The organism is Streptomyces collinus (assembly GCF_031348265.1).
GTDB classification, from domain to species: domain Bacteria; phylum Actinomycetota; class Actinomycetes; order Streptomycetales; family Streptomycetaceae; genus Streptomyces; species Streptomyces collinus.
On the sequence record NZ_CP133771.1, the window covers coordinates 8,696,993 to 8,719,351 of the forward strand.

Annotated in this window: 18 protein-coding genes and 1 pseudogene; 7 read left to right on the forward strand and 12 right to left on the reverse strand. The window is 70.5% G+C overall.

Annotated elements, in window-relative coordinates; genetic code table 11:
* Window positions 1–61: 61 nt before the first annotated feature.
* The 5 genes and pseudogenes from RFN52_RS39235 to RFN52_RS39255 form a co-directional block, all read right to left on the reverse strand.
* Entirely contained in the window at window positions 62–784 is a 723-nt protein-coding gene (locus RFN52_RS39235) for an ATP-binding cassette domain-containing protein (protein WP_311241178.1), read from the reverse strand.
* The gene (locus tag RFN52_RS39240) at window positions 781–1,425 is read right to left on the reverse strand and encodes a hypothetical protein (protein WP_311241179.1); all 645 of its coding nucleotides are present in this window, start codon (window positions 1,423–1,425) and stop codon (window positions 781–783) included. Before RFN52_RS39240 ends, RFN52_RS39235 begins: the two co-directional genes overlap by 4 nt.
* Window positions 1,422–2,732 carry a hypothetical protein gene (locus RFN52_RS39245; protein ID WP_184853654.1) on the reverse strand — a complete coding sequence of 437 codons (1,311 nt, stop codon included), beginning with the start codon at window positions 2,730–2,732 and terminating at the stop codon, window positions 1,422–1,424. The genes RFN52_RS39240 and RFN52_RS39245 overlap by 4 nt, the downstream gene beginning before the upstream one ends.
* A gap of 166 nt (window positions 2,733–2,898) precedes the next feature.
* The gene (locus RFN52_RS39250) at window positions 2,899–3,429 is read right to left on the reverse strand and encodes a hypothetical protein (RefSeq protein ID WP_184853655.1); all 531 of its coding nucleotides are present in this window, start codon (window positions 3,427–3,429) and stop codon (window positions 2,899–2,901) included.
* Between the two features lie 132 nt (window positions 3,430–3,561).
* Window positions 3,562–4,401, reverse strand: a pseudogene (locus RFN52_RS39255) (helix-turn-helix domain-containing protein).
* 154 nt (window positions 4,402–4,555) lie between these two features.
* On the opposite strand from RFN52_RS39255, the gene RFN52_RS39260 reads away from it, so the two are divergent.
* Window positions 4,556–5,392 (forward strand): alpha/beta fold hydrolase, encoded by an 837-nt coding sequence (locus tag RFN52_RS39260; RefSeq protein WP_184853656.1) that lies wholly within the window; start codon window positions 4,556–4,558, stop codon window positions 5,390–5,392.
* A 111-nt stretch (window positions 5,393–5,503) separates the two neighbouring features.
* Here the strand turns inward: RFN52_RS39260 and RFN52_RS39265 are convergent, their stop codons facing one another.
* Window positions 5,504–5,788, reverse strand: a complete 285-nt coding sequence (locus RFN52_RS39265) for an antibiotic biosynthesis monooxygenase (RefSeq protein ID WP_229856944.1) — start codon at window positions 5,786–5,788, stop codon at window positions 5,504–5,506.
* A gap of 145 nt (window positions 5,789–5,933) precedes the next feature.
* Between RFN52_RS39265 and RFN52_RS39270 the strand changes: the two genes are divergently transcribed.
* From RFN52_RS39270 to RFN52_RS39285, 4 genes are all read left to right on the forward strand, one after another.
* Window positions 5,934–6,965: a helix-turn-helix domain-containing protein gene (locus RFN52_RS39270; RefSeq protein ID WP_311241180.1), complete on the forward strand. Its 1,032-nt coding sequence runs from the start codon at window positions 5,934–5,936 to the stop codon at window positions 6,963–6,965.
* Window positions 6,966–7,087: 122 nt separating this feature from the next.
* Window positions 7,088–7,588, forward strand: coding sequence for a hypothetical protein (locus RFN52_RS39275; protein WP_184854239.1), 501 nt, complete (start codon window positions 7,088–7,090; stop codon window positions 7,586–7,588).
* Window positions 7,589–7,905: 317 nt separating this feature from the next.
* A complete protein-coding gene (locus tag RFN52_RS39280; protein ID WP_184853657.1) occupies window positions 7,906–8,346 on the forward strand; it encodes a VOC family protein in 441 nt (146 codons plus the stop codon).
* 160 nt (window positions 8,347–8,506) lie between these two features.
* Window positions 8,507–9,961: a serine/threonine-protein kinase gene (locus RFN52_RS39285; protein ID WP_184853658.1), complete on the forward strand. Its 1,455-nt coding sequence runs from the start codon at window positions 8,507–8,509 to the stop codon at window positions 9,959–9,961.
* Window positions 9,962–10,170: 209 nt separating this feature from the next.
* On the opposite strand, the gene RFN52_RS39290 is transcribed toward RFN52_RS39285, so the two are convergent.
* From RFN52_RS39290 to RFN52_RS39300, 3 genes are all read right to left on the reverse strand, one after another.
* On the reverse strand, window positions 10,171–11,661 hold the full coding sequence (locus RFN52_RS39290; RefSeq protein WP_184854213.1) for a SulP family inorganic anion transporter: 1,491 nt from the start codon (window positions 11,659–11,661) through the stop codon (window positions 10,171–10,173).
* Between the two features lie 549 nt (window positions 11,662–12,210).
* Window positions 12,211–12,582: a peptidase inhibitor family I36 protein gene (locus tag RFN52_RS39295; protein ID WP_184853659.1), complete on the reverse strand. Its 372-nt coding sequence runs from the start codon at window positions 12,580–12,582 to the stop codon at window positions 12,211–12,213.
* A complete protein-coding gene (locus RFN52_RS39300) occupies window positions 12,579–13,073 on the reverse strand; it encodes a hypothetical protein (RefSeq protein ID WP_184853660.1) in 495 nt (164 codons plus the stop codon). Before RFN52_RS39300 ends, RFN52_RS39295 begins: the two co-directional genes overlap by 4 nt.
* 543 nt (window positions 13,074–13,616) lie before the next feature.
* Between RFN52_RS39300 and RFN52_RS39305 the strand changes: the two genes are divergently transcribed.
* Window positions 13,617–14,198 (forward strand): hypothetical protein, encoded by a 582-nt coding sequence (locus RFN52_RS39305; protein ID WP_184853661.1) that lies wholly within the window; start codon window positions 13,617–13,619, stop codon window positions 14,196–14,198.
* Window positions 14,195–17,116, forward strand: a complete 2,922-nt coding sequence (locus RFN52_RS39310; RefSeq protein ID WP_184853662.1) for a M48 family metalloprotease — start codon at window positions 14,195–14,197, stop codon at window positions 17,114–17,116. The genes RFN52_RS39305 and RFN52_RS39310 overlap by 4 nt, the downstream gene beginning before the upstream one ends.
* Window positions 17,117–17,231: 115 nt before the next feature.
* Here RFN52_RS39310 and RFN52_RS39315 read toward each other — a convergent pair whose 3' ends face one another.
* From RFN52_RS39315 to RFN52_RS39325, 3 genes are all read right to left on the reverse strand, one after another.
* Window positions 17,232–18,143, reverse strand: coding sequence for a hypothetical protein (locus RFN52_RS39315; RefSeq protein ID WP_184853663.1), 912 nt, complete (start codon window positions 18,141–18,143; stop codon window positions 17,232–17,234).
* Between the two features lie 201 nt (window positions 18,144–18,344).
* Entirely contained in the window at window positions 18,345–19,853 is a 1,509-nt protein-coding gene (locus tag RFN52_RS39320; RefSeq protein WP_184853664.1) for a DUF4246 domain-containing protein, read from the reverse strand.
* A 183-nt stretch (window positions 19,854–20,036) separates the two neighbouring features.
* Complete coding sequence (locus tag RFN52_RS39325; RefSeq protein WP_184853665.1) at window positions 20,037–22,349, reverse strand: FdhF/YdeP family oxidoreductase; 2,313 nt, start codon at window positions 22,347–22,349, stop codon at window positions 20,037–20,039.
* Window positions 22,350–22,359: the final 10 nt, after the last annotated feature.

Consider the following 22,359-nt stretch of genomic DNA (forward strand, 5'->3'; position numbering starts at 1 on the left):
GGGCCGCAGCGGGGCCGTGACGTCGTACTGCGCGGGCGGCCGGGCGACTTCCCCGGACGGGTTATCGACTCGGGTTCCCGGCTTGGGCGTCGCCCTCGACGATTCCCGCGTAGCCGCCTGCCTCCCGCAGGGCCTGGGGGGATCCGAGGAAGACCTTGCGGGATGCGCAGAGGATGATCGCGCTGTCGCAGCAGGCGTGCACGTCCTCCATGAGGTGGGTGGCCAGGACCACGGTCGTGGTGGCGCCCAGCTGCCGGAGCAGGGCGTGGAGGCGGTCCCGCTCGGCCGGGTCGAGGCCGGTGGTGGGTTCGTCGAGCAGAAGCAGTCGGGGGTCGTTCACGAGGGCTTGGGCGATACCGACCCGGCGTCGCATGCCGCCGGAGAGGGTGCGGTACTTGGCGTCCGTCCGCGAGGTCAAGCCGACCCGATCCACGGCGCGTTCCACCGCGTGGACGGCGCCACGGTTCGGCATGTCCTTGAGCCAGGCGGCATAGCTGACGCACTCCCGCACCGTGAAGCCCCGGAACATCCCGAACGTCTGGGGCAGGTAGCCGAGCCGGCGACGGATCTCCAGGCGTTCGGCGGGGCGCCGCGGATCGCGCCCCAGCAGCCTCAACTCCCCTTCCACGGCCGGTGCGGCCGTCGCCAGGACGCGCAACAGGGAACTCTTGCCGGCACCGTTGGGGCCGAGCAGGGCGTGGACACCGTGCCCCAGGTCCAGATCGAGGCTGTCCACAGCGGTGGTGCGGCGGTGCCGGACGGTCAGTCGGGTGGCGCTGATCACCGGGACCTCAGATCGTTGAAGGAGTGCCGCCGCAGCACGAGAAAAGCACCCAGTACGCCGGACGCGACGCCCCACACGAACTGAGCGCCCCCGTCCAGCAGGTTCTTGAGCACAGCGAGCAGGACGGTCCTGAAGGAGCTGATCTTGCCGTCCTGGCGCATGGAAAGGCGGGCGATGGCGGCGATCACCAGCAGCCATGTACCGCTGGTCACCACTGCCCCGAGCGTGCAGCCGATGTAGGAACCCAGGATCAAGGTGACGAGCGTCAGCGCCAGGCTGGGCACCAGCCAGGCGGCAGCCCAGGGCGACACGCCGACGCCCGCCATCGCAGCGGCAAGGAGCAGGGGAAGGCAGATGGCGAGTACGACGCCGGCGCGCAGCATCAACAGACGCAGTCCGCCGGCCGGAGTGCTGCGGATCACCGGTGCGAAGGGGTCGGCTCTGCCTCCGTAGCTGGCAGCCACCCAGATGAGAGGCAGCAGCGGTGCGAGCAGCAGCAGGAAAGGGAGGGAGTCCTCCTCGCCGGCTGTCGCGGCGAGCCAGGCGGCCGCCGCGCAGACCCCGGTGACGGCGAGCAGCCACGGCCAGCGCAGTCCGGGCACGGCTCGCAGCCACGGTGGTGGCTGGGGGAGGGGCGTCATCGCGGGCGTTCTCCGTCGGGGTCAGGGATGCGGGGAGGGCGGCTGCCGCGCTCGGCGGCTGCCAGATAACGGCGGATCCAGGTCGCGCGCTCGGACGCGGTGAGCCGGGCCAACCGGTCGGCGGCGGACGGCGCGTGGGTGGTCGCACGGTGCGAGGACGTTTCCTGTGTGAGCCATCGGTACAGAGCGCGGGCCTCTGCGGAAGAGGGTTCTCGGGAGGGATGGAAACCGGTGAGGCAGCCGGCAAGGTTCTGCAGACTGATCTTCTGCCGGGCCCAGATGCCGACGGTCCACGCGGAGTCGACCCCGTCGCTGTCACGGCACGTGTGCGAACTGTCCTCGGTCAAGAGGTAGTGGGTGGGGCCCGCTCCCTCCAGCCGGCGGGACAGGCGCAGGGCGACCTGTTCCAACCGCTGCCGTCGTGACTCGTACGCGGAAGACACACAGACAGCGGGATCGTGTCCCCTGCAGCGCACTTCTCGCGTGTTGACCACCGATCCCGGAGCACGGTCCTGTGGCATGCGGGCCAGGAGCGGGAGGGCTGCCGCCAGCATGACGATCAGGACGATCGATGTCTTCCACCGGCGGGCGCACAACAGGACAGCACTGGCTGCCACCGAGGCGAGCAGGGCTGCCCTGAACCAGGGCAGCCAGACAGCCGGACCGGGCGGGGCCCCAAGCTCCGCTCCTCCCGGTACCGGGTCCCCGCTGTAGGTGAACCGCAGATCGGTGAGGGGACCCAACAGCGGATCGCTCCATGGGGAGACCGACAGCACCACGCCGGCCGCGGTGAGAGGAACGGAGACTCCTCGCAGTGGAACGGTCCGGCCCACCAGGTAGGCCACACAGGAGAAGGCTGTGAGCATCACCGCGTCGACCGCCATCAGGTCGAGTGGCGCACGGCCCACGGGCTCCTGCGGATACGGCGACACCACCATGACGGTCATGGCCAGCACGTAGCCGGCCAGCGGCCACACGACCCCTGAGGCCAGCCCCATCAACTGGTAGGTCACCGAACCCCGGGCCGAGGTCGTCGCGACCCAACCGGCCTCATCGCGTGCCTCCGACCCGCCCTGCCACCCGGCCAGCAGCACCGCGAACCCCACTCCGACGGTCCGCGCCGCCACTCCGCACATCTCGCCGATGTAGACCCAGCCGGTGTCCCCCCACCTGCCCTGGGCGTACAGCCCGTCCCAGGCCACGGCCACGAGCACACCGGCCATCACGAGCGCGGCGAGCGGGCCGGCCTGCCGCCGCAGGTTCGCCCGGAGCACGATGACGATCGGTGACCGCCGCCTCAGGAACATGCCTGTAGGAAGGCGTGCGCAGGCTCATGGTTCCTGGGGCCCTCGGTTGTGAAGGGGCGAGGGGGAGCGCACGGGGCGCACGGAGGGTGCCGGCGCGTGATACGCAGGACCGCACGCCGGTTGTTCGGAGTGCGGTCCCGCGAAGGTCTCTGCGGGGCAGGCGAGCCTAGCCCCCGGTCGGGATGCCGGAGGTGCGGGAACCGGAGCCGCCCGGCTCAGGCGGTGCCCAGGTCGGCTTGGCCGTCGCCTTGGCCGGGTCGGGCTCGGCGAGGGTGAGTCCCCAGGAGTCGTCCTCGCCGATTCGGGCCTCGATCTCCTTGGTCTGGCCGCTCTTGGCGAAGTACAGGACCACGACCTGCCGCACGGAGCCCTCGTCGTAGAAGTCCGCCGTCACGTCTCCCTCGGCGGCGGCGCCGAAGGCCTTGACCCAGTTGCGGGCCGTGGCATCGGCGTGCGCTTCGTCGACGGCGAGCGCGGCCAGCCCGTCGGCGTCACCGTCGGCGAGCCGCCACACGGCCTTCTGCACCGTTTCCAGACTTCCCGTGGAGGGGTAGCCGACGACCCGCAGCGGCTGGTGATTGCTGTAGTCCGTCTGATACGTCAGGGACGCGTCGTCCGACGAGCAGCCCGTCAGAAGCCCGCCCGCGACGGCGCCGCCGGCCAGTGCGAGGCCCGTGAGCCTTGTCTTGCGCGCCATGGTCAGGAACTCGCCTTCGGACGGCGGAAGATGACCCGCTCGATGGAATGGGGCTTGCGATGAGGAAGTCGTAAAGCTAATGCCTGGCTGGTGTGCCCCCATCACCGAGCGGGGTGTTTTGCTCCGGTCTGATCATGAATGGGGTGCGGTGGGCTTTGTCACGGAGAAGTGAGGGAACCTCCAACGCCTTCTGCCGTCCACCTCTGCGGAGTCACCGCTGCCGCCACGGTTGGGCCATGCGAGGTCGTCAACGGCGAGAAACGGTTCGCCGGCCATGGTCGCGGGGGTCGCCCCGGTGAACGCCTTGAGGTCCCCGTGCAGGTGGGACTGGTCGGCGTAGCAGCTGTCCGCTGCGACTTCGGCCGCGCCTTCACCCGCGACCAGGCGGTGGGCGGCATGGTCGAAGCGGACCAGCTTCACGGCGTTTGGGCGGCAGGCCGAGCTGCGACCGGAACCGGGGCCACAGCCGCTTACGGCTCCATCCGACCTCGGCAGCGAGTCCGTCGACCCGGATCAGGCCCCGGCTTACGACGATCCGGTGCCATGCCCAGACCACATCCGGGTCCACCGGCGGGCCCGCCTCATGCCGGCGGGCGAGCAGCACGTCCGTCCATGCGAAGCGCTCCTGCCAGGGAGATCTCCCCGAGTCGCTCGCGGATCCCGGACGCCTCCCGGCCCCACAGGTCACCGAGCGACACGACGGCGCCGTCGAGGCCCCGGTGGGGGAGGTGCCGAGAATCGCGCGTGCGATCACGGGGGACAGGCGTACCTGCACGCACTCGACGTTCTCTCCCCGAGCCCGGGCCGCAGGGCCGGATCCGAGCCCGGGCCCGGCGACGATGCTTCCCGCTGCTGCTGTCCCGGGCCACCGTCGAGGACGGGCGAGCCAGGGCCGAACTCCAGGAGCAGTGTCACAGCCGGGTGCGGGACCATCCGAAGGGCGTCCAGCTCACGGATACGGAACCCGGCCATCGTCAGACCGGCCACCCGGCTGGGCCGCTGCGGGCATGCCACGTCCAGACAACCGCACCGTGCTCGAACGTCTGCACCCTCCCATGCTACGAGAGCCGACCGAGGGAACATTCGTCCAATCCGCCAACGGGGGGCCGGCGGCGACAGTGGGCTCATGACTGTTTCTGACGGAAGACCACACGCGAACGGCAGCGCCGAGGCCACCACGAGTTCACTCCTGTCGCTGGACGACGGAGACATCTATGTACGCGTTGAAGGCCCCCTCGATGCCCCCGCACTCCTGCTCATCCACGGGTCCGCATCCTCGACCCGTTCGTGGGACCCGATGGTTCCGCTGCTGACCGGATCCCACCGCGTCATCCGGATCGACCTGCTCGGGCACGGCCGGTCGGCCAAACCCGTCGACCGGAGCTACGCGATCCCGGACCAGGCACGTCGGGCCGGAGCGGTCCTGGACCGGCTCGGAGTCGAGCGCGCGGTGCTCGTCGGTCATTCCAGCGGCGGCGTCGTCGCCACCGCCCTGGCCGAACAGCGACCCGGCCTGGTGGCCGCGCTCGCGCTCATCAACACCGGACCCCGCCTGGACGCCTTCATCGCCGCGGATGCCGCCGGAATCGGCGCCCAGCAGTGGCCGCCGACCGACGAGCAGCTCCGCCGGTTCGCGAGCACCGGGTTCAGCCGCGAGGGCTACCGGATCCCGGAAGAGCTCCTGGACGACGTGCGCGGTATGACGCATCACTCGCTCACCACGTCCATGCAGGCCACCTGCTCCTACCTGGAACAGCAGGCGCTCCCGGACCGACTGGCGGTCCTGGGCAAGCCGCTCCTGGTCATCTTCGGCGAGGACGACCGCAGATGGCGATCCTCATCCGCTGTCGACTACCGCGCTGTTCCGGGCGCAAGGGTCGAGATGCTGCCCGGTCTCGGGCACTCGCCCCTGCTCGAGGATCCGCCGCGGACCGCCGCCGCCCTGCTGGCCTTCACGGGCTGAGGCCAGGACGCTGCCGGCCTGGCCGGGCTCGGTCCGCCTCACCGGTCGGAGCCCCCACTCGGTCGCCGAACCCGACCTTGGGCAAAGGTAGTTCGGCCCGCGCGGCCGTCATCAGTTCAGGGGTGTGAGGGTGAAGTGCCGCACCTGGAGCGGTGCAACGAGGTACTCGTCTTCCCCCGGCAGGACCACGGGCCGGTCACGCCAGTGCTCGCCGGCGTAGTCGGCCAGATCCGCCTCGCTGCGCCAGCGACTGACGTACAGCAGTGTGCCGGGTGGCGCGAGCAGTACTTCGTGGGCCACGAGACCGGGGTGGCGGTCGGGGAACGTGCGCACCGCCGACACGACGAAGTCACGGAACGCCTCGAAGCGTTCAGGGCGAACGCGAGCCTCGCTCACCCTGGTGATCAGAGCCATTCCCCGGCCGGCCGCGTCAACGTGCGGCAGGGGGAGGTCACTCGGTGATTGCGTCATGGTCCGATCCTCACGCCGGGCCTGCGCCTCGCCCAGTGACGGGATCGACATGGACGGGTACTTTCCTGCCATGAGCGTTCACCGAGTGACCGCGCTGGTCCTGCCGGGGCAGTCCACGTTCGAGCTGGCGTCCGCCGCCGAGGTCTTCGGTCTGCGCCGCCCCGGCCTGCCCCACGGCTACGAGTTCACGGTATGCACCGAGCATCCGGGAGCCGTGCCGACTCTGGCCGGCTACGACATGCTCGTCGGCGCGGACCTCACGGCGCTCGACGCGGCGGACACCGTCCTCGTCCCCGGCTGGCACGACCGCACGCAGCCCGCCCCGCCCGCCGTGATCGACGTCCTGCAGCGGGCGCACGGCCGCGGCGCCCGTGTCGTCGCGATCTGCTCGGCCACCTTCCTCCTCGCCCAGGCAGGACTGCTGTCGCACCGCAGAGCGACCACCCACTGGCGGCTCGCAGGCGAACTCGCCGCCCGGTTCCCCGACGTGGAGGTCGAGCCCGACACGCTGTACATCGACTTGGGCGATGTCGCCACCAGCGCCGGAACGGCGGCCGGCATCGACCTGTGCCTCCATCTGGCCCGTACCGACCACGGCGCCGCCTACGCCGCACACGTCGCCCGGCACATGGTGATGCCCCCGCACCGCGAGGGCGGGCAACTGCAGTACAGCACGGGCGCCTTCGCCGACCGGCAGGCGGAATCTCTGGCCCCGCTCCTCGACTGGGCCACCGAACGGCTGCACCAGCCCCTCACCCTCGACGCCCTCGCCGCGCAGGCCAGGACCTCGCCACGCACACTCGCCCGCAGGTTCGCCGACCAACTCGGCGTCAGCCCCGGCCGCTGGCTGCTCCAGCAACGCGTCGCGGCAGCCCGGGCCCTGCTGGAGGAGACCGACCTCCCCGTCGAGACGGTCGCGCAACGGGTCGGCCTGTCCTCGGCCACCAACCTGCGCAGACGCTTCCACGCCCTGGTGCACACCACACCCGCCGCCTATCGACGCTCCTTCGGCCATCGCGAGCAGGGCACGGGCTCACACATCAGGATCAGCCGTACATCGCCACGCGGTACGACGCCCGTGAGCGCGTCGTCGATCGGGTGAGGCTGCGGCTTGCCGGCGGAGTCGAGCCTGTTCCACCTCTGCAGGTTCACCGCCACCGCCAGCTGCCGTTTGCCGTCGGCACGGGTCATGGCCAGCGCTCCACCGCCCCAGACCGTGCCGCCATGGCCCCAGAAGGTGCCCTGGCCGGGGCCCGCACGGTCGTGTGGCTGAACGAGGCCCACCACTGCCTCGGCGACTCGACGGCCGGTGAGCGTATCGCGGCTGCCGTTCACCACCTGCTGACCAGCCCCCAGCGCGGACCGGCCCTCGTCCTGGGCACGCTCCGGCCCGACTACTTCAAGCAGTACACGGCCCTGCCCACGGCTGGAGGCAGCGCACGGGTGCTGCCGTGCTCAGCGGCACGGAGTTGGAGGTGGTGGGCCCATTGCAGGCGATGCCGGCCTGCGGCCGCTCGGGCGAGGTTGTCCAAGTCGCCGGCGCCGGTCGAAGACCTGGTGCTGAGACGGGAGGAGGCCGGGGTCCGGGAGGGCGCCGAAAACCTGGCCCGGCAGGCCGCCGACCACGGCCGCCCCGACCGGCTGCACCTTCCCAGGGGGACCTTCAAGATGCTGTGGCCGTACGGCCTGGACCCGGACGGTACGCCCTCGCCTCCATGGCAGTGATTCATCGAGCTCAGCCCTTGCCGGTGCCGCCCCGTTCGACCTGCAGGCAGGCGGTGTGGCGGCCGGAACGCCCGGGCGGCCCTCCCCTCCCTGATGCCCCCCAGCGATCCAGCACCCTCGATGCCCGGCAGATACCCCAGGGCACGGACAAGGGGGGCGCCCGACTCGCGGGTCTGCCGCAGCGCTGCCGCGGCACGACCCATACTGCTCGGAGGCCAGCGGTCCAACGATGTCGAGAACGTGCCACCGGCTCCGTCCCAGGGACATCAGCGCCCGGCCGCTCAACCGGCCGACACGAGGAAGAAGGTGAACCCGGCATGGCGATTCAGCGGATGGACAACGTCGGCATCGTCGTCGAGGACATGGATGCCGCCATCGCCTTCTTCGTGGAACTCGGCATGGAACTGGAGGGCAGGGCGGTGGTCGAAGGCCCCGTCGCCGACCAGTGCACCGGACTCGACGGCGTCCGCTGCGACATCGCGATGGTCCGGACCCCGGACGGTCACAGCCGGCTCGAGCTGGCGAAGTACCGCAGCCCCGCGGTGATCGGCGCCGGGCCGCGCAACCGGCCGCACAACGTCCTGGGCACGCACCGCGTCATGTTCGCCGTCGACGACATCGAGGACACCGTCGCCCGCCTGCGCCCTCACGGCGCCGAACTCGTCGGCGAGATCGCCCGGTTCGAGGACAGCTATCTGCTCTGCTACCTCCGCGGCCCGGCGGGCATCATCGTCGGACTGGCCGAGCAACTGCGCTGAGAAGAAGGTCACCAAGGGCGCGACCCCACGCAACGTCAGGAGCGAGGCACCGCCGCCGGCCGGCGCGAAAGGAGAGCGAGTCACCGGCCTGTGCAGGCGGCGGATGAATGGGTACTTGCGTTCGGCGGCCCGTCGGCGACGGGTTCGGAATGGTGTGCGCATGCGGAGTGGGGAGATTCAGGTGGGATGGCGAGAGGTGCGGGACGCCCGGGCATTTCGAGGCTGTGCCCGGGTTCTGGCGGGCCGCTACCGCCTGGACGGGCTGATCGGTTCAGGCGGTGCGGCTGACGTCCACCGCGGTTTCGACCTGCGACTGCGGCGGCCGGTCGCTGTGAAAGTCTTCCGCCCCGGCAGCGGGTTCGACACGGAGGAGGCTTTCCGCAGCGAGGCCGAGATCCTCGCGCGGTTGCAGCATCCGGGCCTGGTGACCGCGTTCGACGCCGGACACCATGACGGCGAAGCCTTCCTGGTCATGCAGTTGATCGACGGACTTACCCTGAAGTCCCGCATCGCCGACGGTCCCCTGACGTGCGAGGCCGCTGCCGACCTCGGCGCGGCATTGGCCGAAGCGCTCGCTCACGCCCATGAGGAGGGCATCGTCCACCGGGATGTCAAACCGTCCAACATCCTTCTGGACTCCTCCGGCCGTCCCCATCTGACGGACTTCGGCATCTCCCGGCTGCTCGATGCGACCACCCGCACCGCAACCGGCGCCCTGACCGGCACGGCGGCCTATCTCGCCCCCGAACAGGTGCTGGGCCGGCCCGTCGGCCGGCCCGCCGACATCTATGCCCTCGGCTTGGTCCTCCTCGAAAGCCTCACCGGCCGGCTCGAATACGACGGTGGCCCTTTGGAGGCCGCGATAGCGCGCCTGCACCGCCCGCCGTCGCTCCCGGACTTCCTGCCCCACGGCTTCGCCACCCTCCTGCGGGACATGACCAGCCTCGAAGAACACGTTCGTCCCAGGGCGGCCGACTGCGCCCAAGCCCTATCTTGTCTCTCCGGAACGAGCTCAGCAGACCCCGCCGCATCCGTTGCCCGCCCCGTACTGAGCGCCGTACCGTCCACGGTCACGCATCACGCCGACAGCACCCACCGGGGCCTGTCGCCCGCCGTGATGGCGCCCAGAAGCCTGAGTACCTCAACGGGCCCCGCTGGGGCGATGTCTCGGCCCGCGACCCCACGGGGCCGCATCCGCACCCGAGGGGTGGCGGCTGCGCTGGCCGCCGTTCTCGCCGGCGGCCTGGTGGCCACCGAAGGCTTCTCACGCCACGACGCCGCCGACGAGGCGGCTCCGTCCGCCCCCGATCCGGTCGCCCCTTCCACACCTCCGGAATCGGCCGCTCACGACGATGACAAGCCCTCCGCGTCGGCGCCTCCGTCTTCGCCCGGCTCCTCCGTCTCGGGCCGGCCGGTGAGCGATTCCGTTCCCGTGCGCAGCGCTCGTCCGCCCTCTGACGGCCAGGAGCCCGTCACCGACCGGGCTCGTACGCACAGCACTTCCGAGCAGGCCGCGGCCGACGCAGACGCGAACGGCAGAACACATGCCCACGGCCAGATTCCGGGAGACTCCCGAAAGAACCAGAAGGGAAAGAAGGCAGCACACGCCAAGTAGGAAAACGGGCGATGAAGCCGGGCGAAGGCGACCAAGGCGGGTGGCGGTAGCAGGAGGCCCTGCCCCGGTCTGCCCGGACTCGGTCACTGTGGTGCGGTGTCCTCCTGCTCAAGGGCTACCGACGGAGGCCCGGTCGCGGTGTCGAATGCCGTGGGTCGTCGCACGAGGAGATGACTCACCTCGTCCTTGTTCGCCCGTTGCCGAAGGCGTCAGTGGCCGGCGGCGAGTTCCCCGGTGAGTTTGCCGTGGAGGTCGGCGCTGGGGTCGTTCAGGCCGGTGATCTCGACGGTCTTGCCGCGTTGGGCGTACTTCGCTGCGATCCCGTCGAGGGCGGCGACAGAGGACGCGTCCCAGATGTGGGCCGCGCTCAGATCGATGACGACCTTCTTCGGATCGGTGGCGTAGTCGAACCGGCCGACGAGGTCGTTGGAGGAGGCGAAGAACAGTTCGCCGGTGACCCGGTAGACGACCGAGCTGCCGTCGGGACCGGTGGTGGCGGTGACCTCGGCCAGGTGGGCGACGCGCTTGGCGAAGACGACCATGGCGGTGATGGAGCCGACGACGACGCCGATGGCGAGGTTGTGGGTGGCGACCACACAGACGACGGTGATCACCATGACGGTGATCTCCCCGGCGGGCATCCGCTTGAGCGTCTTGGGCGCTATGGAGTGCCAGTCGAAGGTCGCGAACGACACCATGACCATGACGGCGACGAGCGCGGCCATGGGGATGTCGGAGACGACCGGGCCGAAAACGATGCACAGCACCATCAGGAACGCGCCCGCGAGGAAGGTCGAGAGCCGGGTGCGCGCACCGGAGACCTTCACGTTGATCATCGTCTGGCCGATCATGGCGCAACCGCCCATGCCGCCGAAGAAGCCGGTGACGACGTTGGCGATGCCCTGGCCGATGGATTCGCGGGTCTTGTCGGAGTGAGTGTCGGTGATCTCGTCGACGAGCTTCGCGGTCATCAGCGACTCCATCAGCCCGACCAGGGCCATGGCGAACGCGTACGGCGCGATGGTCGTCAGCGTGTCCAGGGTGAAGGGCACGTCGGGCAGGCCCGGCACCGGCAGGGACGACGGCAGCTCGCCCTTGCCGCCCACCGTCGGGACAGCGATGCCGGCCGCCACCGTGATGACGGTGAGGATGACGATCGAGACGAGCGGCGCGGGGATCACGGTGGTGAGCTTCGGGAAGAACACCATGAGTGCGAGGCCGCCGGCCATCAGCGGGTAGACCGGCCAGGGGACGCCGCGCATCTCCGGGATCTGGGCCATGAAGATCAAGATGGCCAGGGAGTTGACGAAGCCGACCATGACGGAGCGGGGAACGAACCGCATCAGCTTCGCCACGCCGAGAGCGCCGAGGGCGATCTGGAACACGCCGGCCAGGATGACGGCGGCGACGAGGTAGCCGAAGCCGTGCTCCCGGTTCAGCGGGGCGATCACCAGGGCCACCGCACCGGTGGCGGCGGAGATCATCGCCCGTCGGCCGCCGACGATCGCGATGGTCACGGCCATGGTGAAGGAGGCGAACAGGCCGATGGCCGGGTCGACACCGGCGATGATCGAGAACGAGATCGCCTCGGGGATCAAGGCGAGCGCGACGACCAGGCCCCCGAGGACTTCGGTGCGCCAGACCCTCGGGTCGGAGATCCAATCGGGCTTCAGACCACGCAGGCGCGCAGCCGGGGACACGGCATCGGCGGCAGCAGACAAGAGGGAAGGACCTGTCGAGCTCGGGCACACCCTTGCGGCAGGCCGGGGTGTGCGGGGATGTGGAGGGGCCGGGTCGGCACCCCGCGGGTCGGCTCCGCGAGGTGCGCAGCCGCAAGTCGAGAGGAGAGCGGAGCCGGGCCTGTCCGGAAGTGCGGCCGGGCTCACATCCGGGGGCGAAGCGTCACGGCGGGCAGGCGGCGGCGCCGGGCGTCATGGGCTCGCGCACGCTTCTCTCCTGAAGAACCGGATCTTCGCCGGAGCGCCATCGGCCCCGACATGACAACGGCGAGGCAGCGGCATCCCGCCTCTCACCACCGGCAACCCTACCCTGACGTCAGGGCCGGGGTCGGCGGCGCCCACCCCGGCCCGGTCGTCCCCTCCGCCCGTATCTGGAACGGTGTGGTCGCGTCAGCCAGCGGGCGGGCTTGCCCCCTGGGGCCGGTGCTTCGTCAACGGCCCACCGACCCGGCGGGGGCATTCCGCCGGGTCGGCCGATTCATCGGGTGTGGGTGGTGCCTCGGTGGATGTTCAGCAGCCCATGGCCCACCTGTGGGAGTCACCCCGGTCGTTGGCGACGCCGTTCCAGTTGACCTCCTGGCCGGGGGCGAGGCAGATGGTCATGTCGCCGCGCTGCCCGGCGTTCTCGAACACCTGGACAAAGCTCGGGATGCCAGGACCTACGATTCCGTGGTTGGCCCAGGAGGAGTCGGTGTCGGCGATGTAGCCCTCCCACCAGCCGTCGTCGCCCGACCAGTTGGCGCGCTGCCCCTGGAAGTCGACGTTCTCCCAAGCGCAGAAGTGGCCGCTGGGGCAGTCCGCGGCTGATGCCGTGGCGGCGGTGGTGAGGGGACTGCCGGCGGCGAGGAGCAGCGCGGCGGCCAGGAGGGCGGGCTTCTTCATCGGTTCGTGCCTTTCTCATGTGCGGACCGGAGGATGGTTCGGGCGGTGCGGACGGCGTGCGCCCGCAGTTCCCGGTAGGCGGTCCGTTCGCCTGCCGGAGCCCTGCTTTTGAGGTTGTTGACGGTGGTCGAGGCGCGGAACCAGCGCTCCTGGTCGCCGTAGAGGCGCTGCTGGGCCTGGGCCAGGCAGCCATCGGTGTGCTGGCGGACCTCGGGGCCGCCGGGCAGGGTGAGGGAGAGCTCCGCCCGGCCGGTCCCGAACAGTGCGTCACTGACCCGGCTCTGCTCCGCGGTGTCGGGCGGGCGCTGCCCCGGACGCGGCGGGGTCAGGCCCTGGCGGGTCAGACAGCGGTCGGTCAGCAGGAGCTGGGCGGCCTTGACGGTGTCGTCGGCGCCGAGCGACGGGGCTCGCGGGGCCGTGCAGGCGGTCATGACGCACAGCGAGGCGAGGAATGCGACGGCCGTCGCGCGGCGGCGCGGATGCGTAGGCATGGAGAGCTCAAGCCGTCCGGCGGCCCGTCGGGGTGCAAGACGGCGCAGGGAAGATCGTTCGCATGATCAACTCAACGGGGGCGGACGGGCCGCAGGACACGGGGGAGGCAGGTCCTTCACTCCAGCGAGCGGCGCTCGGGGGTCAGTACCCCGCGCGGGTAGCTCCGCTCGGGCGCCCGCTCACGTTGTGAGCACGCGACGTTCCCGGCGCGGCGACATGCTTCGCGGGCGGCCCCCGCTCCGGACCCGGGCTCTCCCTGCTGCCGAAGGGGGGCTCGCCACCCCCTTGATCGGCCCGCTGCCCGGATGGAGTGCCGGGGCTGTCATCCCGGCGTCGGCCCCGGACCAGGGTCTGCACGACGGGAACTGTGAGGCATCGCTGATCGACGCAGGTTCCAAAGGGGCCGGGACGGCCGCTGAGAGCTGATCGCCGCCGGTGGCGGCACGCCCTCGCGGTACGCCGCCGCATGAGCCGCCACAGCACCTGAGCGAATCCGCTGTATACGGCAACGGGGTGGCGACCAGCGGTGTCCTTGTGCTGCCATGGGACCCCAACGGGTGTTCGGCGTACGGGAGTTCACGGTGACCGAAGAGGTCGGAGCGACGAAGGTACGGGACGTGGTGCGGGCGGTGGTGACCGAGCGCGCGCCGCACGAACTGCCCCTCGTCGAAGGGCTGTTCCGGTTCGACGACGAAGAGGCCGTCCGGGTCCTCGACGGGCGGGGGCCACGCAGGGAACCACTCGGCTTCGGTCTGGCCGAGGCGACCGCCCTGGTCACCGCCGTGGTGTGGCTCGTCCTCGACCAGGTGGCCCGGCGCGCCCTCGACGCCGCCGCGGACGGCCTGGTCGAACGCGGCCGCTCCGGACTGCGCCGGGTCCTGCGCCGAGGCGCCGCCACTCCGCCCCGCACCCTGCCCGACCTGGACCGCGCCCAGCTCACCCTCGTACACACGCAGATCCTGCGGCACGCGACCGAGCGCGGTATCGACACGGACGAAGCGACCTCGCTGGCGGACGCGGTGGTGGCCCGCCTCGCCACGGCCGACCCGGGGGCGGACGGCGCATCGGGCCACCCTGACACGGGCGGCGAGGACAACCGGTCGGTGACCGGCACCGATTCGTGACCCCTGTGAACGCGCCCGTCGGCGCCGCGGCCTCCACGCCGGACAGACCCCGGCGGCGCGGCATCGCCGACACCGGGCCCCGTTTCGCACTGCTGATGACCGTCGTGACGGCGTCCAGCGTGAGCATGCTGGACACCGTCCTGGCGCCGAAGCCCAACGACACCCCCGGCGACCCGCTGGGCTGTCTGCTCGCGGCCGGGCTGGACCCCGACGGCCGCGATCTGGACAACCTGCTGATCACTGCGAGCCGGTCCGAGGCGCTGTCGACGTGCATGTCCGGGGTACCGGCGGTCGAGCACTGGAAAGGCATGGTCGCGACGCTGCTGCTGTTGGCGGTCGCGACGGCGGTGTACTGGTGGACGCCACGGCTGCGCGAGCTCAAGCACCGCACGATCCCGGTCGGGGGAGTGGATCCCGACGGCACGCTGGCCGCCGAGCTCGCCGGACTGCGGGCCCGCGCCGGCATCACCTACGGCCTGGCGTTCCGCGTGGACCCGGCCCGGACCACCGCCGGTGCCGTCGTGTACGGACGATTCGGGCACTACACCGTATGCCTGCACGCCGGCCTGCTGGTGCGGCGCGGCACGGACCCGGAGGGCTTCCGCGCGGTCGTCCTGCACGAACTCGCCCACATCCGCAACCGCGACGTGGACTTCGCCTCCGCCAGTACCGCCCTGTGGCGGGTGTTCGTGATGCTCGCGCTGCTGCCCTACCTGTACCACGAGGGCCGCATGCTCTTCGAGGGCCTGTTCGGCCTGACCGACTCACCGTTCTGGCCTGGGGTCGCGTCAGCACTGGGGTATTCCCTGCTGGCCGGCCTGGTCCTCGTGGGCCTGGTGCACCTGGCCCGTGCCGATCTGCTGCGCCGCCGTGAACTGCACGCCGACGCCGGGGCCGTCGACCACGGTGCGTCGCACGCCGCGTGGGAGCACCGGGACCCGCCCGGCACGGTGGCGGCCTCGGTGCGACGCGTCACCACGCTGCTGAGGACGCACCCGACCTGGGCCGAGCGACGCCGCGCGCTCGCCGACCGCACCCGGCTGTCGGGGGTGGGGGCGCTCTCCGTCTTCCTCGTCGGAGTCGGCACCACGCTGCTGGTGAACGCGCTGCTGGTGGTGCCAGGGCTGTCCACGAACAGCGGCGCCGCATGGTGCACGGCCGCTTTCACGGCGCCCATACTCTGGTTCGCGCTGGCGCGTTCGGTGGAAGCCGCCCAGGGCACGGGGCGGAAGGAGTCCGGCGTACGGACGGGGATCTGGCTCGGCTGCGGCCTGATCCTGGGCGAGTTCGTGCGCGGCAGGCACGGCAACGAGTGGCTGGGGCCCGCGCCCTGGTTCCTGCTCGGCCTGCTGCTCGCCGCGACGGTCGCGGCGGCGTGGTCGGCACAGTGCACACGGCTGGCACTCGCCTTCTCGCGCAGGTGGGCGAGGCGGTCGGCCGGGCTGCTGAACCTGCTGGTCGTGGCGGCGGTACTGGGGGCCGGCCTGCACTGGTGGTACCGGTCGGGCCAGTACCTCGCGGCCGGCCTGCACAGCCAGACCGAAGTGTTCCGCGATCAGGTGACGTCGATGTACCCGGGCACGTGGCAGGCCTACTCCTGGGAGCTCTCGGCCGTCGTCGCGCTGCTGCCCAGCCTCTCGGCCCTCACGAAGAGCATCCCGGTCGAGGCCGCTGCCCTCGCTCTGTGGTTCCTCCCGCTCGTGCTCTGGGCGTGCACGGGAACGCCCGCACTGCGGGCCGGCCGGGCCCTCGCAGCCGGCCTGGCCGGCGGTGCGCTGTGCTGGGCGGGGTTGCTCGCGGCGGGCTACGTCCAGCACGGCCGCCGCCCCGGCTCCTGGGCGGAACGCGCCGGTGCGTACAGCTTCTTCCACAGCTGGCTGGTGATGGGCGCCATCCTCGCCTCGAGCCTGCTCACCGCCGCCGCAGTGGCAGCCCTCTCCCGGCACTCCTGGCTCCCTCGCGCCCTGCTGGCCGCAGCCGTGTCCCAACTGCTCGGACTCGCGGGGACGTTCGTCCTCTTCTCCGCCGACGGCTGCCTCGGCCGGTTCAGCGTCATGACCGACCGGTGCCACTGGTTGCCGGACGCCGGCCTGATCTACCTCGGCCCGATCACCCGGACCATCATGACCCCGACGGTCCTCCTCGCGGGGTGCGCGGCGCTGATCGGTGCGGGGGTGGGGTGGGGCGTACGACGGTTGCGACGCGGGTCCCCCCTACGGCCGGACCCGGCCGGTCACCCGGACGGAACATCGGGCCGCACGCAGACACCCCCGCCTCCCGCCGCCAACACACGGCTGAGGCTGCTCTCGTCGGGCATGGTCCTGGTGCTGGCCGTTCCCGCGTCACTGCTCACGATGGCGGCGCACGAGGTCTGGTCCGGTGCGAAGCCGGCCAGTGCGGCGGCGTCGGTCGACGCCCCGGACGACCCGCTCGGCGATCTGGTCGACTCCCCGCCGACGGCGAGGAAGGCGAAGATCCGCGAGTGGCAGATGCTGGCCTGGCTCGACCACGGCGGTCTGACGCACTACAAGCAGATCGCCGACGTCATCGCGGACGTCGGCGACGCACTCACCGCCGCCGGGAAGCAGAAGCCGGGCAGCAACGGGAAGATCAGGCTGGACACAAAGAAGTTCAGCGGGCTCTGCGGGGCCCTGGTGAAGCGAGCCGACGACGCGCTGGCCTACTTCCCCGTACCGGACAAGAACCTGCAGAAGACCTGGTCGGGGTCTTTGAAGGGGATCGTCCGCCAGGGCCGGATCTGCCAGGACGCGATGACCCGCGGCGACGACGACCCGTACAAGACGGAAGCGGACCGGTCACGGGCCTTCAGCCAGGCCCTCGACGGGACACTCAAAGCCGTGGGCCGCCTCACCACCGTCCTGGACAAGATGACGAACGTGGCGACGGGCTCGACCTGACGGCCGTGAGCCCACCAGGCGCCGCGCAATGCGGACCGGCCCGGGCCCCGCTCCTGGTGAGAGGACCGGGGCCCGGGCCGGGCGGTGTGGCTGTGGCCGTGGGTCAGGATGTGTGTCAGGCCCGGGTGAGGCGGACCGCCACCGTCTCGCCGACCGTCACCGGCCGGCTGTAGTCCGGGTCCGTCGCCGTCGCACGGCCCTCGACCTCGACGTCCCCCTTCTGGAAGGGGACCGAGCCGGTGGGTACGGCCTTGCCGGTCCAGGCGACCGGAGCGCCGGGGGTGCAGGACACCGACGTGGAGAAGGAACCGCGGATGAGGTCACGCTTCTTCACCTGCGTGACGTCGCCCGCCACGGTCACCTGCACCGGCTTGTTGCAGCTCACCGTGCCGTTGATGGTGGCCTTGCCGTTGAGGGAGCTCGCGGTGCCGACCAGGGCGATGTCGAGGCCCAGGCCGAGCTCTGCCGGCGGGGCCGGGTTCTCGATGTGGACCTCGCCACGTGCGGCCGCGGTGCCTCCCTCACAGTGCTGCACGAAGGTGGCGTCGAGCTTCTTCACGTAACCCTGGGGGCCGAACTCCACCGCCGAGACGGTGAAGGTGCCGGTGAGCTGGTTGCAGCCGCGGCCGTTGCCGCTGAGCGACAGGCCCGGTTCGGTCCCCTCGTTGAACGGGTAGCGGGTGGCTCCCGTGTAGGTCCCGGGCGTCAGGGACTTGCCGGACGGCGCTCCGAGGTTCAGGGTCCACCAGTCGCCGTTCGCTCCGTCGACGGAGACGGTGACCACCCGGTTGTCGGTGTCGCCGGAGACGTTCATGCGGTCCTGGGACGCCGTCGCGTAGGCGTGGGACTGGCCGCCGCTGATGTAGTCGCCCTCGTCGCCGCCGAAGCTGAAGGAGCCCTCGGTGACCGGCAGGGCGTGCGCTTCGGCACCGGAGAGCAGGCCGGTGGTGCCGGTGGCCATGGCCAGTGCCAGCGCGAGGGTGGTGGTGGCACGGCCCAGGACGCGTCTGGGCAGGCTGAGATTCAAGGATGTTCCCCCTGGTGAGATGACATGAGCCCCCGTTCGCCGACATGGTGCTTCCGCGCGCGCATGCGCCCGCTTGTCCGCACGGTCCGTCGGCGAGGTGAGTCTGCCAACCAGAATGATCAGCGACAACTGCGTTTCAGGTGTGATGAGTTGATGTTTCAGCCAACACCTGGTGCCAGGCCCGGCAAGCGGGACAGAGGTTCAGTGCTCGCAGAGGGAGAACTCCCGTTCGTAGAGCTGCTCGTTGTGTTCGTCGACGAAGAACCTGCGTTCCCGCATGAGCTGTTCGCGGTGGTTCTTTGCCTGGTCAAGCGTCATGGTCGAGGTGTCGGACCACGGTTGTTGCGGGGGTACATCGGAGGTCGAGACGATCGTTTCCGACGGGTCGACGAGGAAGAACGCGAGGATCTTGCGGTGCCCCGGGCGGGTGGGGTCCTCTAGGCGGAATGAGTCGACCCGGTGTTGCAGGATGTTCGGGAACGCAAGGCAGCGGCCCGCTGGGGTCGATGCCGATCCCAGCATCTGGTTCAGCGCGTCTTCGTCTTCCAGGCCGTAGACCTCACGCAGGCCGTTGTCGTCGTTCTGTTCGTAATCCGGGTCATCGAGTGCCGCCCGGAAACTCAGCCGGCTTTCGGTGATGTTCTCGCTGTCCCAGTAGTAGATGCCGGTGGAGACGATCCGCTCGTTCAGCATTCCCTCGACGTGCCAGGATCCGCCGAGGTACTCGGGCTTGTCCGGGGTGAGGTGAAGGGTGGCGAGCTTGACGATGACCTGGAGACGGCGGCCGCGCAGATCGACCCGGGCGGATGCGTCGGGCCGCTCGGGCGCGGTGAAGACCGGGGCGTCCGGGAGGACAGGGCGGCGGTTCTCCCACCAGTCGTCCTGGGCCGCTTCCCAGGCGCGGAGGGCTTCGGTATAGGCCCCGTCATCCGTGTAGGAGCCTTTGTCTGGATACACCGGCTCCGAGTCGTACCAGCCGTAGGGATCGGCCTCGATCCGCGGGGGCCGGGGATGGCGCAGATCGGTGAGCACGTTCTCCAGCAGCGGAAGCATGCGCGCGAACAAGTCAGGCAGCACCCCGGCCAGTTCGTGGTGACGCTCGGAGTGGACGTTGTTGACGTACGAGGCGAAGGCGACATCGCCGTCGTCCTGGACGTCGACGTCCGTGGGCAGCCACTGGAACTTCTCCGAGAACTCGTACTTCGCGTAGCGGTTCGTCGGGTTCCGCCATGCCCGCTCGGGTGCGCCGCTCACCCCCCTCACCAGACAGAACAGTGAGGGGTGAACCAGATCCAGTACCTGGCCGTCGGACCCGGGATGCCAGTCCAGTTCCGCTTCGGGGACCTGTTCCAGAACCTGAACCGCCTTGCGCAGCCGCGATCTGAGCGTGTCGTCGATCAACTCGTCCGACTGCCACACCCCGTCGACGGCGGACACCTGGACGCCGGTTCGCCCGTCTCTCAGCGCGGCGTAATGCGCGAGTTCGTCCAGCACGTAGCGGACTTGCGCTTCGGTGAGGCCCTGGGCGATCGCTTCTTGTGTCCACCTCGCGACGATGCCGGCATCGTTCATCTTGTCGAACCATTCCGGCTTCGCCCGGATGTGCGCGCTGCACTGCATCATCTGGAGTTCCCGCAGCGTTCGCGGTGGCGTGAACGCTATGGATTGGGAAGCATGGAAGGGCAAGGGGAAAGCGGGCAACCCGGTCAAGTCTCTCGGTCCTCACGGTCGGTGCGCGGTGGCCGGAAGGATACGTGAGCCGACTGACACTGCCGTCGTGGCCAGGGCGCAAGGGCGGTCAGCAGGGCGGGCGCGGCAGGGGAGGGCACTCCTGCCGGAAACGCCCGGCGGGGCCCGCTGCTGTCGCGGGCCCCGCCGGGATCGTGCGTCGGGTCAGGCGGTTGCGGGCTGTGTCCGGTCGGGGGTGGGTTCGAGGCGCACGACGATGCCCTTCGACGTGGGCTGGTTGCTGATGTCGGCGACGCTGTCCAGCGGCACCAGGACGTTCGTCTCCGGGTAGTAGGCGGCGGCCGAGCCCTTGGCGGCCGGGTAGGAGACGACCTCGAAGTTCGCGGCCCGGCGCTCCGAACCGTCGGCCCAGACGCTCACCAGGTCGACGTGATCGCCCTGAGCCAGGCCGAGTTCGGTCAGGTCGGCCGGGTTGACCAGCACGACGTGGCGGCTGCCGTGGATGCCGCGGTAGCGGTCGTTGTCGGTGTAGGGGATGGTGTTCCACTGGTCGTGCGAGCGCAGCGTCTGCAGCAGCAGGTGGCCCTCGGGTGCCCGCGGGACCACGCGCTCGTTGCTGGTGAACAGGGCCTTGCCGACCTTGTTGTTGAAGACACCCTCGTTGACCGGGTTGGGCAGTTGGAAGCCCCCGGGACGGGTCACCCGTGCGTTGAAGTCGTGGAAGCCCGGCACGATGCGGGAGATGCGGTCGCGGATGGTGCCGTAGTCGCCCTCGAACGTGTCCCACGGGATGTCCGCCTTGCCGTCCACAGTGCGGCGGGCGAGCCGGCACAGGATGGCGACTTCGCTGAGCAGCAGCGGGGAGGCCGGTTCGAGGCGGCCCTGGGAGGTGTGCACCTCGCTCATGGAGTTCTCGACGGTGACGAACTGCTCGCCGTCGGCTTGCAGGTCACGCTCGGTGCGCCCCAGAGTCGGCAGGATCAGCGCGGTGTCGCCGCAGACGGTGTGCGAGCGGTTGAGCTTGGTGGAGATGTGGGCGGTCAGCCGGCACGAGCGCATCGCCCCCTCGGTGGCCTCACTGTCGGGAGCGGCGCGGACGAAGTTGCCCGCCAAGGCGAGGAAGACCTTGACTCGGCCTTCGCGCATCGCCTTGATCGAGTCCACCGAGTTCAGTCCGTGCGAGCGCGGCGGGTCGAAGCCGAACTCCTTCTGCAGGGCGTCGAGGAAGGTGTCCGGCATCTGCTCCCAGATGCCCATCGTGCGGTCGCCCTGGACGTTGCTGTGGCCGCGAACCGGGCAGGCCCCGGCCCCGGCGCGCCCCAGGTTGCCGCGCAGCATCAGGAAGTTGACGATCTCCCGGACGGTGGGCACAGCGTGCTTGTGCTGGGTGATGCCCATCGCCCAGCAGACGATGACCCGTTCGCTGTTCAGGACCTCGTCGCGGACCTTCTCGATCTCCGCGCGGGTCAGCCCGGTTGCCGCGTGCACGTCGTCCCAGTCGACGGTGCGGACGTGCCGGGCGAACTCCTCGAAGCCGGTGGTGTGGGCGTCGATGAAGTCGTGGTCCAGGACGGTGCCGGGCGCCGCGTCCTCGGCCTCCAGCAGAAGGAAGTTGAGGGCCTGGAACAGGGCGAGGTCGCCGCCGGGCTTGATGTGCAGGAAGCGGTCGGCGATCTGAGTGCCGCGTCCGAGGATCCCGCTCGGCTTCTGCGGGTTCTTGAAGCGCCGCAGCCCGGCCTCCGGCAGCGGATTGACCGCCACGATCCGGCAGCCGTTGCGCTTGGCCTCCTCCAGGGCGCTGAGCTGGCGCGGGTGGTTGCTGCCCGGGTTCTGCCCGACCAGGAAGATCAGGTCGGCGTGGTGGAGGTCGGTGAGGCTGACGGTGCCCTTGCCGGTGCCCAGGGTCTCGCTCAGGGCGAAGCCGCTGGACTCGTGGCACATGTTGCTGCAGTCGGGCAGATTGTTGGTGCCGAAGGCGCGGGCGAAGAGCTGCAGGACGAAGGCGGCCTCGTTGCTGGCGCGGCCGGAGGTGTAGAAGACGGCCTCGTCGGGGGAGTCCATCGCTCTGAGCTCCTGCGCGAGGACGCCCAGGGCGTCGTTCCAGCTGATGGGTTCGTAGTGCTCGGAGCCGGGCCGCTTGATCATCGGCTCGGTGAGCCGGCCCTGCTGGTTGAGCCACATGTCGGAGCGGGCGGCGAGGTCGGAAACGCTGTGCTCCCGGAAGAAGCCGGCGGTGATCCGGCGTGTGGTGGCCTCGTCGTTGATGTGCTTGGCGCCGTTCTCGCAGTACTCGTTGCGATGGCGCCGGCCCGGGGCCGGGTCCGCCCAAGCACAGCCGGGGCAGTCGATCCCGCCCACCTGGTTCATGGCCAGCAGGTCCACCCCGGTCTTGCGCGGGGAGGTCTGCTCCAGGGAGTACTCCAAGGCGTGCACGACCGCGGGGACGCCGGCCGCCCACTTCTTCGGCGGTGTCACGGAGAGGGTGGTCTCCGGCTCCTCACCGGGCGGGTTCTGCATCGGTTCGCCT

Coding starts and splice junctions, on each gene's coding strand:
- RFN52_RS39280 (WP_184853657.1), top strand. CDS start 7,906: ATGGCGATTCAGCGGATGGACAACGTCGGCATCGTCGTCGAGGACATG.
- RFN52_RS39240 (WP_311241179.1), bottom strand. CDS start 1,425: ATGACGCCCCTCCCCCAGCCACCACCGTGGCTGCGAGCCGTGCCCGGA.
- RFN52_RS39305 (WP_184853661.1), top strand. CDS start 13,617: ATGGGACCCCAACGGGTGTTCGGCGTACGGGAGTTCACGGTGACCGAA.
- RFN52_RS39300 (WP_184853660.1), bottom strand. CDS start 13,073: ATGCCTACGCATCCGCGCCGCCGCGCGACGGCCGTCGCATTCCTCGCC.
- RFN52_RS39295 (WP_184853659.1), bottom strand. CDS start 12,582: ATGAAGAAGCCCGCCCTCCTGGCCGCCGCGCTGCTCCTCGCCGCCGGC.
- RFN52_RS39325 (WP_184853665.1), bottom strand. CDS start 22,349: ATGCAGAACCCGCCCGGTGAGGAGCCGGAGACCACCCTCTCCGTGACA.
- RFN52_RS39250 (WP_184853655.1), bottom strand. CDS start 3,429: ATGGCGCGCAAGACAAGGCTCACGGGCCTCGCACTGGCCGGCGGCGCC.
- RFN52_RS39245 (WP_184853654.1), bottom strand. CDS start 2,732: ATGTTCCTGAGGCGGCGGTCACCGATCGTCATCGTGCTCCGGGCGAAC.
- RFN52_RS39275 (WP_184854239.1), top strand. CDS start 7,088: ATGGCCCCAGAAGGTGCCCTGGCCGGGGCCCGCACGGTCGTGTGGCTG.
- RFN52_RS39285 (WP_184853658.1), top strand. CDS start 8,507: ATGCGGAGTGGGGAGATTCAGGTGGGATGGCGAGAGGTGCGGGACGCC.
- RFN52_RS39270 (WP_311241180.1), top strand. CDS start 5,934: ATGAGCGTTCACCGAGTGACCGCGCTGGTCCTGCCGGGGCAGTCCACG.
- RFN52_RS39260 (WP_184853656.1), top strand. CDS start 4,556: ATGACTGTTTCTGACGGAAGACCACACGCGAACGGCAGCGCCGAGGCC.